This window comes from Streptomyces sp. MBT53 (assembly GCF_016654115.1).
GTDB lineage: Bacteria > Actinomycetota > Actinomycetes > Streptomycetales > Streptomycetaceae > Streptomyces.
Genome location: NZ_JAEQAZ010000213.1, coordinates 1 through 14,039 on the forward strand (window position 1 = coordinate 1; position 14,039 = coordinate 14,039).

A 14,039-nucleotide genomic window follows, 5' to 3' on the forward strand; every position below is an offset into this window, starting at 1 on the left:
CTCCTGCCCGGCTGGGAGACCCCCGGCACCGGCCCGCTCCGCCTCGTCCCCCTCCCCGGCCTGCCCCCGCTCCCGGTCGGCTGGGCCGTCCGCCGCTGGGACGCCCTCACCCCGCTCGCCCGGACCTTCGCGGACACGGTCGCCCGCAGCTGCACGGAGCGGGCCGCGCGCGCCCGACACCGACAGTTCGAGTAGCGGCGAACCCGTTGTCAGTGGCGGCGCGTACGGTCGTCGGCATGGCTGATCAAAGGCAGTCGCCGTCGTCGATACACGACTTCGCGACCTGGAAACCCCTGCTACGGGTGCTGCGCGCCGACCGCGAGAGGCGGGACGGCGGCGCGTCCGCCGGTTCCGTTCGAGTGGCGGGACGTATCAGTGAGCACGGCTGGAGTCTGGACCTACGGCGACCGCGGCCGGCGTCGGGCCGGGCCGTCCAGATGGAGGACGTGCAGGAGGAGCACGACGCGGCGGAGCGGGTGCAGGGCGCGCTCGCGGACGCCGGAATCGACGACATCTCCTTCGCCGCGGAGATATACCGGACCGGGCGGGTCATCCTGCGTCTGTTCGACCCGAGCCCGGCGGTCGAAGCGGGCGTCGGCAACCCGCACCCCGGCGCGCTCGTCCGGGTCGACGGTGCCGTTCCCGAGCCCTGGCGGCGGCTTCCCGACCCGGTGACCGGGGCGGCGGCGGCGCCCGCGCCCTCGGCGGACCCGGAGGCGCTGGCGAGCGCGCTGCGCGAGCGGCTGCCCGATGCCATCGGTGCCACGGAGGAGGAGATCGCCGCCGCCGAGACCCGTCTCGGGTTCGCGCTGCCCGCCGAACTCAAGGCGCTCTACCGCGTGACACGGGCGCGTTGGGAGGACCACGACGGCGACGACGAGTCGGAGGAACGCGAAGCCGAGGCGCTCGGCTACGGGCCGTTCGACCTGGACGGCCTGCGCGTCGCCGACACGTCGTACCGCCGCACCACCTGGGGAATCGGGGCGATGGAAGCCGTCGACACCCCGCCCGACGCGGCGGTGCAGGGTCTCGTCGGCTCACCGGGCTGGGTCTTCTTCGGCGTCGACGAGGGCGGCGACCCACTGGCCGTGGACCTGACACCCGGGCCCCGAGGGCACACGGGACAGATCATCCTGCTCGCCCGCGGGGACGACACCGGCGCCAGGCTCGTCGCCGACTCGCTCACGGACCTGGTGCTGGGCCGGCTCGCCGCAGAAGCAAAACCCGCCGGCCCCGAGGAGCGGCGACCACCCGTCGTGGCCCGGGTCAACATCGGCAACCTGAAGAGCGTCGAGGCCGTCGCGCACCCCGGTCTCGAAGTGCTGTCCATCGGGGTGTGGGACGGTGCGCCGCTCAGCCTCGCCCCGGTCCTCGGGCTGCCCCGCCTGCGGACCCTGACCGCCTACCCCGGCACGCTGGCCGACCCGTTGGAGATCGCCGGGCTCACCGGACTGGAGTTCCTGGAACTCGGTCCGGAGGACTGGCGGGTCCTGCTCGACGCCGGCGCCGTGCCCCGCGGCCTGTCGGCCGCCGAGATCGTCGCCCACGGCGAATGGGACCCGCTGCCGTACGTGACCCTCGCCAACGAGATCCTCGCCCTCTGGGACCGCCCCCTGATCGTCCAGACGATCCTGGAAGGAGAGCTACCGGCTAACTGACAGCACCCGCACCGCCGTTGCCGCCATCGCCACCGCCATCACCCCCGTGCCCCGTCCACGCCCGCAGCTTGTCCGGGTTGACCACCAGCCACAGGTCGGTGATCAGGCCGGCGCGCACGTCCGCCGCGAGCACGGCGAAGGTCGTGCCGGCGATGCGGACCGAGACACCGGGCGTGCCGTTGACGTCCTCCTCGACGATTTCCATCTCGGGTTCCCGGCGCATGAGGCCGAGGAAGAGGCGGGCCACCTTGTCCCGGCCGACGACCGGTCGCAGCGCGGCCCGTACCTTCCCGCCGCCGTCGCTGCGCGACTCGACGTCGGGGTCGAGGAGGGCGACGAGCGCGTCGAAGTCACCGCTCTCGCAGGCCTCGCGGAACGCGGTGACGACCCGCCCGTGCTCCTCGGCGGTACTGCCGCCGGGCGGCCTGCGGGCGAGTCGGTGGCGTGCGGACGAGGCGAGTTGGCGGCAGGCGGCCGGGGTACGGCCCACCGTCTCGGCGATCTCGGTGAACGGCAGGCCGAAGACGTCGTGCAGGACGAAGGCGACGCGCTCCGCCGGAGTCATCGACTCCAGCAGCACGAGCATGCCCATGCTGACCGACTCGTCGAGGGTGATGCGGTCGGCGGGATCGTCCGCGCCCGCGCCGCCCGTGCTGGCCCAGGTGCCGCTGTGCCGTACCGGCTCGGGCAGCCACTCCCCGGTGTAGCGCTCGCGCCGGGCCCGCGCCGACCCGAGCTGGTCGAGGCAGATCCGCGAGGCGACCCGGGTCAGCCACGCGAGCGGCGCCTCGATCTCCCGCTGCGCCTCCTCCGACAGGGCGTACCAACGGGCGTACGTCTCCTGTACGACGTCCTCGGCGTCCTGCACCGAACCGAGCATCCGGTACCCGAGGTTGAGCAGCCGGCGGCGCTCGGCCATGAGGGAACCGAGGGTGGGGTCGCGCCACTCGGACTGCGGAGGGGTGGGCACGGCGGGGTCATCCTCCCTGGACGGTGGGCGGCTCGATGTGCTGGACATGCTGTGCGAGCCATTCGTCGAACGTCTGGCTGCCCCGCGGCCCCAACGGCTCGCCGGGGAGCGGCAGTTGCCCGTCCCCCGTCATCGCCGCCCCGGTCGCGCCCGGCATCCGTACCGGCAGCAGCAGCCGGCGTTCGTGCCGGGCCCGCAGCAACCGGCGCACCATGTCGACGAGTTGCTCGACACGCGGCCCGGCGAGATCGGGGGCCATGCCCTGGGCCGGGGCGAGGGCGAGTTCCACCAGGTGCCGGGCCACTTCGCGGGCCGCGACCGGCTGGGTCCGCATGCGGGGCACCACCGCGAGGGGCCCCGGGACCCGGTCGAGGGTCTGCGCGGCGAACTCGTGGAACTGGGTGGCGCGCAGCACCGTCCACGGCAGCGGGCCGCTCGCCACCACGTCCTCCTGCCGGAGTTTGCCCCGGTAGTAGCCGAGGCCGACCCGGTCGATGCCGACGATCGACAGCACCACGTGATGCCGTACGCCGGCCCGTGCGCCCGCGTCGAGCAGGTGGTGCCCGACGGTCTCGAAGAACGCGACGGCCTTCTTCGCGCTCGTCGTCGTCACATTGCTGACGTCGATGACGGCCTCCACCCCCTCCAGGGCGGCATCGAGCCCGGCGCCGCCCGCGACGAGGTCCACGCCCCTCGACCGGCTGAGCACCACCGGTTCCTGTCCGGCCGCGGCCAGCTCCTCGACCACGTACCGGCCGACCAGCCCGGTCCCGCCCGCCACCGCGATCCGCATACCGTCCCGCTCTCTCACTTGGTGTCACCCCGTCGCGCCGAGAGGGCCGACACCGGCACCAGCAGCACCGCCGCCAGCAGGACGAGCGCGGCCAGGAAGACCACGTTCAGGACCTGGTCCCGCGTCCCGTACATGTCGAGGTGCTGTACGTGATAGCTGAAGTGCAGCACGTTGAAGACCAGCCACACCGCACCCGTCGTCTGCACCAGCCTGGTGTTGTGCACCTGGCGCAGCGCGACGAGCGTCAGACAGGCCAGCGCGAGGAACATGGCTCCCGCGTCCTTGGCGAGGTGCTCGTTGTAGGGCCCCAGCTGGGGCAACCAGCTCAGTCCGAGCCCCGGGAAGTTCGCGTACCACCCCGTCGGCGAGAAATAGGCCCAGGTCCCTGTGTACAGGCCGACCACGGCCAGCAGGCCGAGACTGACGTACCGGATTCTGTTCATACGTCTACGACGACGCAGCCCCCGGGAATGTCAGGGCGACGGTCGGACCGGCTGTCCGGGCCGAGGTCGGCCGGGCGCCTCCCGCGCCATGAACACGTCCACCGGATCCTCGTGGTCCCCGGTCTCCACGGTGAACCCGTGCCGCGCGTACAGCCGCCGGGCAGGGCTCCCCCGCAGCACATTCAGCCGTACGACCGCGATACCGCCACGGTCGCACCGCTCCAGCAGTTCGCCGAGCACACCGGACCCGATCCCGGCGCCCTGGAGCTCCGGCGCGAGATAGAAGTGCTCCAGCCAGTGGCAGCGGCCGTCCGCGTCGGGTCGTAGCGCAACGCAGCCGGCGAACAGGCCTCCCACTTCAATCACCCAGGTGTGCCGCGGCTCGAACCCGTCCCGCAGCCGCTGCCGCACGCGCCGGGCGTCGTAGCGCCCGAGCCGTTCCAGATCCGCCCGCAGCACGACGGCACGCAGCTCGGCGACCGCCTCGACGTCCGCCGCCGACGCGGGCCGTATCTCCCAGTCCGCCATGATCACCACGGTAGCGCGGCCCGGTAATTCGATGGAACGCCGATCAACCCGAATGCTGGAATGACGCGATGCACGACGACGAGATGTCGCGGGTCATCGACCGCGGACAGCACGAGGGCGCCAAGACGCCCTGGGATCAGGTGACTTGGCGGAGCGCGGCCCTCGGCTGGGCCCGGCGCGAACTCGCGGCGCGGGGCCTGCGCGAGACGGGCCGGCTGGGTGTGCGGCTGCGCCCCTGGTCGGTCCTGGTCCGCATCCCCGTCGAAGGATCGGCCGAAGCTCCCGGCGCCGCCGCCGCCGTCTGGCTGAAGGCCAACCCGCCGGCCGGTGCGTTCGAGGCACCGCTCACCGCCGCGCTGGCCCGCTGGGTCCCGGAGTACGTCCTGGAACCCCTCGCCGTCGACGCCGACCGCGGCTGGTCCCTGCTCCCCCACGGCGGCGAACTCTTCTGGCAGTTCCTCGACCGCACCCCTGCCGACCCCCGCGCCTGGGAAGAACCGCTCCGCCAGTACGCGACCATGCAACGCGCCCTGATCCCGCGCACCAAGGACCTCGAACAACTCGGCGTCCCCAGCGCCCGGACGACGGCCCTCCCCGAAGTCTTCGACGAGGTGGTCCAGTTCATAGAGGCCACCGCACAACTGGAGATCGCCCCCGCCCAACTGCGTGCTCTACGACCGCTACTGCTCGAACTGTGCGCCGAACTGGCCGGGTTGGGCATCCCGGACTCGCTCGACCACTCCGACCTGCACGACGGCCAGCTGTTCCACCCGGAGCCCGGCCGCTACACCTTCTTCGACTGGGGCGACGCCGCCGTCTCGCACCCCTTCTGCAGCTTCCTGGTCCCGGCCGGACGAGTCCGCGAACGCTACGGCCCCGAGGCACTGCCCCGCCTGCGGGACGCCTACCTGGAACCCTGGACGGGAAACGGCCACTCCACCCCGGAACTCCGCCGCGCCCTGACCCTCGCGACCCGACTCGGCACGATCGGCCGCGCGTCATCCTGGAACCGCCACTTCCCCGACGCCTCCACGGCGACCCGCACGGCGGGCGCGACGGAGAGCGCCAGGTCACTGCTGAAACTGTCGCTGGACGAGCCGTTGTTCTAGTTTTGGATGTCCCCCGTCACCGATCGGCCGCCAACCACGCCTCCATGGCGGCGAGATCGGCATCCGTGATCCCGTACCGATGGTCGACGCGCTGGAGCAGGGCCCTTCCGGGGTGGTGGGCGCCCGCCCAGTCGCGGTCGGCGTCCCCGATCTCGTCGTCCACCCAGACGAAGGGCCGCCCGGCGGCCCAGGCGACCAACGGCCGGGTCTTCCAGTGCAGCCGCCCGCCCGCGCCGTCCCCCACCCCGTCCTCGGCCGGGTCGGGCCAGTCCACCAGGGGAAGTTGGGGCAGCCCGAGCCAGGGCGCGACGCATTCGTTCGCGTCGTCCATCCAGGTCGTCGCCCACACCAATTCGCACCGCAGCGCCGTGAGCCGTGGTCCGAGCGAGGGATCGATGCGGGTCAGCAGCGGAGGGGAATCGGCCGTGGGCGACGCGAAGTTGGACTCGTACGCCGGGTACGGGCGGGACGCGCCGAAGGGCAGCAGCGTCCCGTCGACATCGAGGAAGAGAAGCATCAGCAGGCCCCTCTCACATCACGCCTCGAAGCCGCCCGCGCGCAGCAGTTCATCCACCCGCGCCCGGTGTGCCTTCTCCCAGTCGTCGAGGGTCTCGGTGGACTCCTTGTCCAGGCGGGCCCGGGCCCCGGCGAGGATCTCCGCCTGGCGGGCCGCCGGTACGACCACGATCCCCTCCTCGTCGGCCACCACGATGTCCCCGGAGTCGACGGTGGCGCCGCCGCAGCGCACGCGTTCGTTCAGCGGGAGTACGGCCTTCTTGACGCCCGGGATCGGGATGACGCCCCGGGCGAGCACGGGGAAGCCAGCCGCGCGTACCTCGCCGAGGTCGCGGATCACGCCGTCGAGGACGAACCCGGCGATGCCCCGCCGTTGGGCGATGGCGCAGACGTTTCCGCCGGCGAGGGCGTAGTCCAGGTCGCCCGACTCCACCACGACGATCGAGTCCGGCTCGGCGCGGTAGATGGCGGCGTGCAGCATGAGGTTGTCGCCGGGCGGGCACCGCACGGTGAAGGCCGGTCCGGCGAGACGCGGCAGGGGACCCCACAGGGGCCGGATGCCGATGTCCATGACCCGTTCGCGGCCGAGGAGTTCGGCGAGCGTGGTGGTGGGGATGTCCTCGAAGTCGGTGAAGTCGGTGGCATCAGTCATGCCCTGGACGCTACCGCTCCCTCAACGGCCGGCGGGGCGGGCGTGTTGGCCCAGCGCGCGAGTGCCGCGGCGATCCGCGGCCTGCTCGGGATCTCGACCAGGCCCAGGGGGCCCGCGGCGGCCGTCATGATCGCCTGCAGTTTCCGGACCGCCGACGGAAGGCGGACCCAGTTGACACCCGATCCGTCGCGCAGGGACAGCGACAGCCGGATGACGTCGGTGAACACCGACTGCGCTCGCTTGAAGGCGAGAATGCGGTCCAGGTCGTCCGCCCAGCCCCGCGCACTGCTGGGACGTACTCCACGGACGGCTCCCGCCCAGTCCTCGGCCATCCGGCGTTCCTGGTCCTCCGGATAGGACATCAGGTAGAGGTGGGTGGCGAGGTCGTAGAGCGGGTCTCCCAGCATCGCCAACTCCCAGTCGATGGACCAGAGTTGGTTGCTGGGGTCCAGGACGAAGTTCTCCCGGTGCAGGTCCGCGTGGAGCAGGCAGAAGTCGCGTCGGGTCAGTCCGGAAACGTTCTTTCTGAGCTGGACGAACGCGTCGGGGTGGAGGCCGAGTTCGGTGAAGAGCCGCCCGAAACGTTCGGAGTTCTCCTCGTAGACCTTTTTTTCCACGAAGACGATGAGACGTTCCAGGAAGTCGTCGCAGTCGCCGTCCTCAGCGCGGTCCTTGGCCTTGCAACTGCGATCCACCTCAAGGGTGTCGGGTGTGACGTGTGCCAACTCCCCGAACAGGTCCACGATCTGGCCGCGGACCCTCTCCGGGATCCGCCGGTCGCCCCACGGGCGGGACTTGAGGGTGCGGCCCTCGATGAAGACCTGCAGTGCCATGCCCTCCACGTCGTGGATGACGGGGATGTGGGTGATGCGTCCGTTCAGTGCGCGGAGCAGGGCCTCTTCCGATCGGAAGCACCTGCGGTCGAACCACAGGATCCGCTCGCGCGGTTCCCGTAGTTTCACGATCCGCGTCTCGCCCGGCATGGTCAGCACATAGGTCTCGTGGTGGTAGCCCTTGAGGGGGCCGGTCACCACGCCGCTTTCGCCGACCAGTTCGTCGGCTCGCTGCCGAACACCGGTGAGTTGGGATGTCATTCGCTGGGTTCAGCCCGTTCCGGTTGAGCCGATGAGTAAGGGATGAGGCACGTTACTCCAGAGGCGCAAGGCAACGCCGGAGAACCCGCCCATTGAACCGCCGCCGAACGACGGGACATACGTCCGACCGGCGACCGGACGGACTCCGACGGGCGCATACCCCTGCCGGACCTGGGTCGTTGGAGGATGCGAGCCCTTTCGGGGCGGAGTGTCGCGACGACTAGGAGCCCCATGCCCGACGCCACCGACGGCCGGGACGCGTTGCCGCGCCTGCTGGCCGGCGCCCGTGCCGTGCTGTTCGACTTCGACGGACCCGTCTGCGATCTCTTCGGCGGCGTCTCCACGAAGGACGTGGCGGAGCGGGTCAAGGAGGTGGCAGGGCAGTACTGGGGCCGGCTCGACCCGGACGTCCGGTCCTGCTACGACTCGCACGGCATCCTCCGCGCTCTCAGGGACATGTATGAGCGGCGGGCCGCGGAGAGGCTCTCGCCGCAGCCGCTGGAACTCGCGGAGAAAATCGTCACCGAGCAGGAGACCGAGGCGGTCCGCACCGCCGTGGGCGCCCCGGACCTCGTCACTCTCGTCGGCCTACTGCGCCAACTCCCGCTGCGGCTGGTGGTCGTGAGCAACAACGCCGAGGGTCCGATCCGTTCCTATCTCGAACAGCCGGATTTCCGGGGGAAGTTCGAGGGAGTGTTCGGCCGTGACCCTGACGACGCACGGCATATGAAACCCCATCCCCGATGCGTGGAGCGGGCCCTCGCACACCTCCGCCTGCCCGCTTCCTCCTGTGTCGTGATCGGGGATCAGCTCACCGATCTGGAGGCCGCCCGGACGGCGGGCACCGGTTTCGTCGGATACACCGGGGACGAGGAGCGGACCGGGGACATGCGACGGGCCGGGGCGAACGCCGTGGTCTCCACGCATCGTTCGCTGATCGCGGCGGCCGGGAGGATCAGGGCTTCGAGGTGAGCCGCCCGTTCCAGACGGATTCGAACCACTCCCGCATGTCCTGCACGAACACCGTGCCCTGGGCGCCGGGCTCGCCCATCACATGGTGGGTGAGCCCGGCGCCCAGGCCCTCGACATCGGTGACGCCCTCGACCTCCTGGCCGTTGTCCAGCGTGATGGACCGTTCGTACAGCCGGTAGTTGCCGTGGACCGCCTCGGTTCCGTTGAGGAGGTAGAGCTTGGAATACGGCACCAGCAGGCCGTGTCGTATCTCGACCGTCACGGAGGGCACGTGCCCCGCCTCCTTCAGATCGTTCAGCACACCGCGCACCGACGCGGTGTTGCCGTCGGTGATGCCGAGGAACCGCGCCTTCAGCTGGTCGTCGTGGCGGCCGTCCGCCGTGCGCCAGTACGGGATGTCGAGCGAGGGATGGGGCAGCACCATCCGCAGGGTGATCCGCTCCGGGGTGATCTGCCCGGCCCGGATCCGCACCGCCTGTACGCGGATGTGGGCGTCCAGCGACTCGGACGTCAACGTGAAGACATCCAGGGTCACTTCGGGTTTCTCGAAGGCGTGATTGAAGAGCGGGTGCAGCGTGACCATGCCCGTGCTCGTCGGGGACTGGATCTGCTGCCTTTTGAGGACCTTGGAGCCGCTTCCCTGGCGGGTCTCGATCCATCCCTCGCTTCTCAGATCGCGGAGGACGCGCTGCACGGTGTCGCGGGAGACCTTGAAATCCTCGGCCAGCTGCCGTTGCGAGGGGAGGAACGAGCCCACGGGATAGCTGCTGCCGTCGTTTATCAACGCCCGCAGCTCACGCACGACGCGCACGAACTCCCTGCCGCCGCCGTCCTCGGTACCGCCCTCGCTCACACGGCGACCGTACCTCTCCGTCCGGTCGGGCAAACCACTTTCAGTCAAATCGCCTGCCAACTCGGGCACCGGTTAAGGGATCAGCAGTCCAGGGAACAACCACATTACGTCAACCAGCCCAATTGGACTGGAAGTTGATCGCTTCCCTGGAAGCGGTGGCTTGGGGGAGTCATGGTCGTCCTAGAACTGCGGTCCGCCCTCTTCACCATGGGTGTCGACCAGCTGATCCAGTCCCTCTACGGAGCGCCGGGTCTCCTGGCCCTGCTCCTCATCGGGGTCGGTGTCAAGGCGCGCAGCAGATCCTGTGCCGCCGTCGGCGCCGTGGTGCTCATGCTGCTGATGACCCAGGCCTGATGGACGCTACGCCCGCCGTACCAAGTCCAGTACCGGCCGCAGGGACCCCACCACGGAGTCGGCGCCCGCCCTGCGCAGCAACGCTTCCTTGAAGTCGTTACGCGCGTAGCCGAGGAACGGAATGCGCGCCTGGCGGGCCGCTTCGAAGTCTGTGGGGGTGTCGCCGATCATCAGGGCGTCGGCGGGGGCGGCGCCCATCGCGCGCAGGGCGCGGTTCAGGCAGTGGGGGTTCGGCTTCAGGAGGTCGAGGTCGTTCGTGCGGCCGTAGACGTGCGGGGTGAAGCAGTCGAGCAGGCCCCGGCCGTGTAGGTACTCCGTCACCGTGCGCGGGGAGTTGTTGGTGGCGACGGCGAGATGGACGCCGACGGCGTTCCAGGTGCGTATCAGCGGGTCCGCGTACGGGGTGGGGTACGCCGAGTCGACCGCCTTGAGTTCGTGCTGGGTGAGCAACTCCTCCAGTTCGTCGACCAGATCGCTGCGCGGGTGCCGCTTGTTGACCGCGCGCAGGACGACGTGCGGATCGGGGTGCTCACGCTCCTCCTGCGTCAGCAGCCCTTTCAGCCCCTGCCGTTCCAGCCAGGACACCAGGTCCTTCGCCACGCCCTCCGCCGAGAGCCCCGCGAACAGCCGGCAGATCGGGCCGTCGAAGTCGAAAAGGACGAAGCGAGCGCCGGTGATCAATTCGCGTACGTTGCCTGTCTCTTCTGTCACCGGAACAGTCTGCGCCGTATCAGGAGTCACTAGGAGAGTGTCAGGTCCGTCGTGATGGTTTCCCAGAGGGCGTCGAACCACTTCTGCGATTCCTCCACGAAGGCGGCGTCGCGCTGACCGGCTTGCTTGAGGAAGGCGAACAGGACGGATCTGGAGCCGAGGGCGTCGTACATCTCCAGGGTCTGGCTGTTGTACTCCTCCTCGCGCTCGTCGAGGACGTAGTAACCGAGCAGCGCCTCCTCGCCGTTGAGCAGGTACAGCTTGATCGGCGGGGTGAAGGGCAGGGCGCGGAAGGTGACGTGGACGTCGATGCCGTGGGTGGCGCGCAGGGCCAGCAGGTTGTGCTGGAGAACCTGGGCCTGGGCGTTGCGCATGGTCAGCCAGCGCTGGTGGACCGGGTTGTTCTCGCCGGGGTTGTCGACCGGGACCGGGAAGGCCAGGGCGATGTCCCGGGAGGGCAGCAGCACCCGGACGTCGATCGAGGTGGGGCGGACCCGGCCCTCGTGGATCTGGCGGACCGACTCGCCGACCGCCACCAGCAGGCTCTCGGCGGTCAGGCAGGCCGCGTCGACCTTGACGTGGGGTTCGGCGAACGCCTCGGACAGGCGGGGCGCCAGGGCCACCATGGTCGGCTGGGGCTCGTCAGGACCGGCCGGCGGCTCCGCGATCCTGGGCGGGCTGCCCTTGCTGACGTTGGTGAGCAGGCCGGCCTCCTGGAGGACGCGCAGGGCCTGTCGTACGTCGCCGCGGGCCACGCCGAACTCCTCCGCCAGGTCGGCCTGGGTGGGCAGGCGGTCTCCCGCCTTGAGGTCACCGGCACGGATACGGTCCCGTAGGGCGTCGGCGATCTCCTGGGGCGAGAAGCTTCTGCTGCCGTTCACTGCCACGTTCTCCTGGGTCACGACCAAACGGTATAACTCTGCCCCATCTAAGGGGAGTTGTTTGGAACTTGATTGTGAGTAGGTGTGAGTAGGTACCAAACGGGAACAACTTAAGCAGAGTTGGTTGCCAACTTCTCCGAGTTGGTGGAAGTTTTGCTTCCGTTGCCCGAAGGGGGAACCACCGTGCCTGCCATCGCCCTCCTGTCCGCCGTCTTCGTCGTCGGCTTCGAACAGATCGTCCAGTGGAAGTTCGGCGCCACCGGCATCATCGGCCTGCTCCTGATCTCCATCGGCATCAAGGCCAAGAGCCCGGCCATCAGCTCCATCGGGGCCGTCGTCCTGGCCCTGCTGTTCACCGGACCCGCTCTGTGATCCGAAAGCCGCCCCCCGGATCAGCCACCGCGGGAGGCGATCAGCTCGTCAGCCTCAGCTCCGAACTGATCGTCTCCCACAGTGCGTTGAACCACAGCTGGGACTGTTCCACGAACGTCGTGTCCCGCAGTCCCGCACCCTGCTCGAACGCGAAGAGCATCGACTGGGTGCCCTCCGCGTCGTACATCTCCACCTGCTCCTGACCGATCTCCTCCTCGCGCTGGCTCAGCGTGTAGTACGCGAAGAGCGCCTCCGAGCCGTTGAGCAGGTACAGCTTCACGGGCGGGGTGAAGGGGAGGGCTCGGAACGTGATGTGCACGTCTATGCCGTGCGTCGCGCGCAGGGCCAGCAGGTTGTGCTTCAACACCTGGCCCTGCGCGTTGCGTTGGGCCAGCCAGCGGCGCTGCGGCCGGCCGTCCTCCGGGGAGTCCACCAGGGACGGGAACGCCAGCTCGATGTCACTGCTCGGCAGCAGCACCCGCACATCGACCTTGGCCGGTTTCAGTACCCCGGCGTGGATCTGACGCAGCGGTTCGCCGATGGCCAGCGTGAGCGAGACCGCCGTCAGGCACAGCGCCTCGATCTCCACGTGCGGCTGCGCGAAGGCCTCCGCGATGCGCGGCGCCAGGCCCACCATCGTGGGCTGCGGCGGGGCTCCGGGGCCGGTCAGGGCCAGGGTGAGATCGGGGGCCACGGTCGCCGGGCTGCCCTTGGACACGTTGGTGAGCAGATGCTCGGACTGCAGGATGCGCAGGGCCTGCCGCACGGCCCCGCGCTCGACGCCGAACTCGTCCGCCAGCTTGGCCTGGGTGGGCATGCGCTGGCCGGGCCGCAGGACACCGGACCTGATCCTGGTGCGCAGCTCGTCGGCCAGTTCATGGTGTGACCACTGTGGCCGTGGTGACCTCGACCGTCCATTGACGGTGGCGTGTTCGGGCTCCACGACCAAACCCTACAACTTCTCGCCATCTTTGGGCAGTTCATGGAAAGGTGGTTATGAGACGCATCCAAGAGGAGATAACTAGAGAAGAGTTGGTTACCAACTTAGGTAACTTGGCCGACCGGACCTCTCTCCTGGAGGGGAGCCGAGAGCCCGGTCGGCCGGCTCGACCGCATGGCGACAACCACAACTGAACAGCTACGGATGAGTCCACCGAGTTCACCCACCCGCCGCCAACCGGCCGCACAGCAAGGAGAGTTCAGAAGATGTCCGGGCACCAAGGCCGCCCGGACGTACGCAGCAGGGCGTCGGCCACTCGGGCGGCGCCCGCTCGTTCTTCCCGGACCCGGCCCAGCGCCACGAGCCGCGGCACCGACGTGTCGCCGAGCCACAGCGAGGCCAACTCCCTCACATCGAGGGTGAGTTCCGCGCTCTCCGTGGTCGGCGTGCAGGACGCTCCCTGCGCCGACGCCGTCAACCGGTAGCGCCCGCCCGCCAGTCCGGCCCCGTCGGTCACCTCGAAGACCAGCGTGCCCTCCCCCTCGTACGACCGCGCCTCCATGGCCCGTACGACATCCAGGATCCGCACCCACAGCCAGTCCGCCTGCGTGGTGATCGTGGCCGCGCGCGGGTCCGGCAGGAAGTGGGGCAGCAGATCGTCCGGACCACGCCAGCCCGACTTCACCTTCGTCACCCAGTCGAGCGAGCAGACGTGCTGCCACAGGGCGCGTTCGGCGGCCGGGGTGGTCGCGATGAGCCCCTTCACCGTGGCCGTGTCGCCGGGCTGCTTGGCGTCGGTCCAGGTGTCGTCGCAGACGTACGCGGCCAGGCCCTGCACCTCGCCGTCGGCCGCGCGGTGGACGGCGTAGAACCGCTCGGTCCACGACGAGCGGGTGAGTGTGACGGCTCCCGTGTCGATCCCCCACCAGAGGTCGCTCCGGTTGATCGCGCCGGGCTGGAGGCGGCGCAGCCGCTCGTGCAGTTCGGGGCCGAGCTTGCGGACGTCCTCGGCGTCCACCAGGTCGATACGGCCGCCGTCCTCCGGGACCGACCAGCGGGGGTCCAGGCCGGCGCGCTGGACATCGATGTCCCACTGGGTCGCGGTGGTGGCCGGACCGAAGCCGTACCGGCCGTAGATGCGGTACTCGGCGGCGATGAGGGTCGCCACGACGTCGCCGCGCTCCTTCGCCGCG

17 protein-coding genes and 1 pseudogene are annotated in these 14,039 nt (G+C 70.0%); 6 read left to right on the forward strand and 12 right to left on the reverse strand.

Annotated elements, in window-relative coordinates; genetic code table 11:
• A pseudogene (locus JHN45_RS43750) lies at positions 1-195 on the forward strand (LysR family transcriptional regulator); the annotation flags it as partial.
• Between the two features lie 41 nt (positions 196-236).
• Positions 237-1,658, forward strand: coding sequence for an SMI1/KNR4 family protein (locus tag JHN45_RS43755; protein ID WP_201054884.1), 1,422 nt, complete (start codon positions 237-239; stop codon positions 1,656-1,658).
• Here JHN45_RS43755 and sigJ read toward each other — a convergent pair.
• The 4 genes from sigJ to JHN45_RS43775 are packed head-to-tail and all read right to left on the reverse strand — an operon-like array spanning position 1,651 to position 4,392.
• On the reverse strand, positions 1,651-2,577 hold the full coding sequence (gene sigJ / locus JHN45_RS43760) for an RNA polymerase sigma factor SigJ (protein ID WP_201054895.1): 927 nt from the start codon (positions 2,575-2,577) through the stop codon (positions 1,651-1,653). The genes JHN45_RS43755 and sigJ overlap by 8 nt on opposite strands.
• 58 nt (positions 2,578-2,635) lie before the next feature.
• Complete coding sequence (locus JHN45_RS43765) at positions 2,636-3,439, reverse strand: NAD(P)H-binding protein (RefSeq protein WP_307783363.1); 804 nt, start codon at positions 3,437-3,439, stop codon at positions 2,636-2,638.
• Entirely contained in the window at positions 3,436-3,864 is a 429-nt protein-coding gene (locus JHN45_RS43770; protein ID WP_201054885.1) for a hypothetical protein, read from the reverse strand. Before JHN45_RS43770 ends, JHN45_RS43765 begins: the two co-directional genes overlap by 4 nt.
• 30 nt (positions 3,865-3,894) lie before the next feature.
• Entirely contained in the window at positions 3,895-4,392 is a 498-nt protein-coding gene (locus JHN45_RS43775; RefSeq protein ID WP_201054886.1) for a GNAT family N-acetyltransferase, read from the reverse strand.
• A 68-nt stretch (positions 4,393-4,460) separates the two neighbouring features.
• Here JHN45_RS43775 and JHN45_RS43780 point away from each other — a divergent pair, with 68 nt between their 5' ends.
• Positions 4,461-5,501, forward strand: a complete 1,041-nt coding sequence (locus JHN45_RS43780) for a phosphotransferase (RefSeq protein ID WP_201054887.1) — start codon at positions 4,461-4,463, stop codon at positions 5,499-5,501.
• Positions 5,502-5,517: 16 nt separating this feature from the next.
• On the opposite strand, the gene JHN45_RS43785 is transcribed toward JHN45_RS43780, so the two are convergent.
• Genes JHN45_RS43785 through JHN45_RS43795 form a run of 3 tightly spaced genes read right to left on the reverse strand, consistent with a single transcriptional unit; the run spans position 5,518 to position 7,763 of the window.
• Positions 5,518-6,018: an HAD domain-containing protein gene (locus tag JHN45_RS43785; RefSeq protein ID WP_201054888.1), complete on the reverse strand. Its 501-nt coding sequence runs from the start codon at positions 6,016-6,018 to the stop codon at positions 5,518-5,520.
• Positions 6,019-6,036: 18 nt separating this feature from the next.
• Entirely contained in the window at positions 6,037-6,669 is a 633-nt protein-coding gene (locus JHN45_RS43790; protein ID WP_201054889.1) for an RraA family protein, read from the reverse strand.
• Complete coding sequence (locus tag JHN45_RS43795; protein WP_201054890.1) at positions 6,666-7,763, reverse strand: aminoglycoside phosphotransferase family protein; 1,098 nt, start codon at positions 7,761-7,763, stop codon at positions 6,666-6,668. Before JHN45_RS43795 ends, JHN45_RS43790 begins: the two co-directional genes overlap by 4 nt.
• Positions 7,764-7,994: 231 nt before the next feature.
• On the opposite strand from JHN45_RS43795, the gene JHN45_RS43800 reads away from it, so the two are divergent.
• On the forward strand, positions 7,995-8,735 hold the full coding sequence (locus JHN45_RS43800) for an HAD family hydrolase (RefSeq protein ID WP_201054891.1): 741 nt from the start codon (positions 7,995-7,997) through the stop codon (positions 8,733-8,735).
• Here JHN45_RS43800 and JHN45_RS43805 read toward each other — a convergent pair.
• Entirely contained in the window at positions 8,719-9,588 is an 870-nt protein-coding gene (locus JHN45_RS43805; RefSeq protein ID WP_201054892.1) for a GntR family transcriptional regulator, read from the reverse strand. The two genes, JHN45_RS43800 and JHN45_RS43805, sit on opposite strands and share 17 nt — an antisense overlap.
• Before the next feature lie 171 nt (positions 9,589-9,759).
• Here JHN45_RS43805 and JHN45_RS43810 point away from each other — a divergent pair, with 171 nt between their 5' ends.
• On the forward strand, positions 9,760-9,942 hold the full coding sequence (locus JHN45_RS43810) for a hypothetical protein (protein WP_200715317.1): 183 nt from the start codon (positions 9,760-9,762) through the stop codon (positions 9,940-9,942).
• A 6-nt stretch (positions 9,943-9,948) separates the two neighbouring features.
• On the opposite strand, the gene JHN45_RS43815 is transcribed toward JHN45_RS43810, so the two are convergent.
• Both JHN45_RS43815 and JHN45_RS43820 read right to left on the reverse strand, forming a co-directional pair.
• Positions 9,949-10,683, reverse strand: a complete 735-nt coding sequence (locus JHN45_RS43815) for an HAD family hydrolase (RefSeq protein ID WP_200715318.1) — start codon at positions 10,681-10,683, stop codon at positions 9,949-9,951.
• On the reverse strand, positions 10,683-11,561 hold the full coding sequence (locus JHN45_RS43820; RefSeq protein ID WP_200715319.1) for a GntR family transcriptional regulator: 879 nt from the start codon (positions 11,559-11,561) through the stop codon (positions 10,683-10,685). Before JHN45_RS43820 ends, JHN45_RS43815 begins: the two co-directional genes overlap by 1 nt.
• 156 nt (positions 11,562-11,717) lie before the next feature.
• Here JHN45_RS43820 and JHN45_RS43825 point away from each other — a divergent pair, with 156 nt between their 5' ends.
• A complete protein-coding gene (locus JHN45_RS43825; RefSeq protein ID WP_200715320.1) occupies positions 11,718-11,906 on the forward strand; it encodes a hypothetical protein in 189 nt (62 codons plus the stop codon).
• 40 nt (positions 11,907-11,946) lie between these two features.
• Here JHN45_RS43825 and JHN45_RS43830 read toward each other — a convergent pair whose 3' ends face one another.
• Both JHN45_RS43830 and JHN45_RS43835 read right to left on the reverse strand, forming a co-directional pair.
• Complete coding sequence (locus tag JHN45_RS43830) at positions 11,947-12,855, reverse strand: winged helix-turn-helix domain-containing protein (RefSeq protein ID WP_201054893.1); 909 nt, start codon at positions 12,853-12,855, stop codon at positions 11,947-11,949.
• Positions 12,856-13,105: 250 nt separating this feature from the next.
• Positions 13,106-14,039 (reverse strand): sterol carrier protein domain-containing protein (locus tag JHN45_RS43835; RefSeq protein WP_201054894.1); only part of this gene is annotated, 934 nt, incomplete at its 5' end.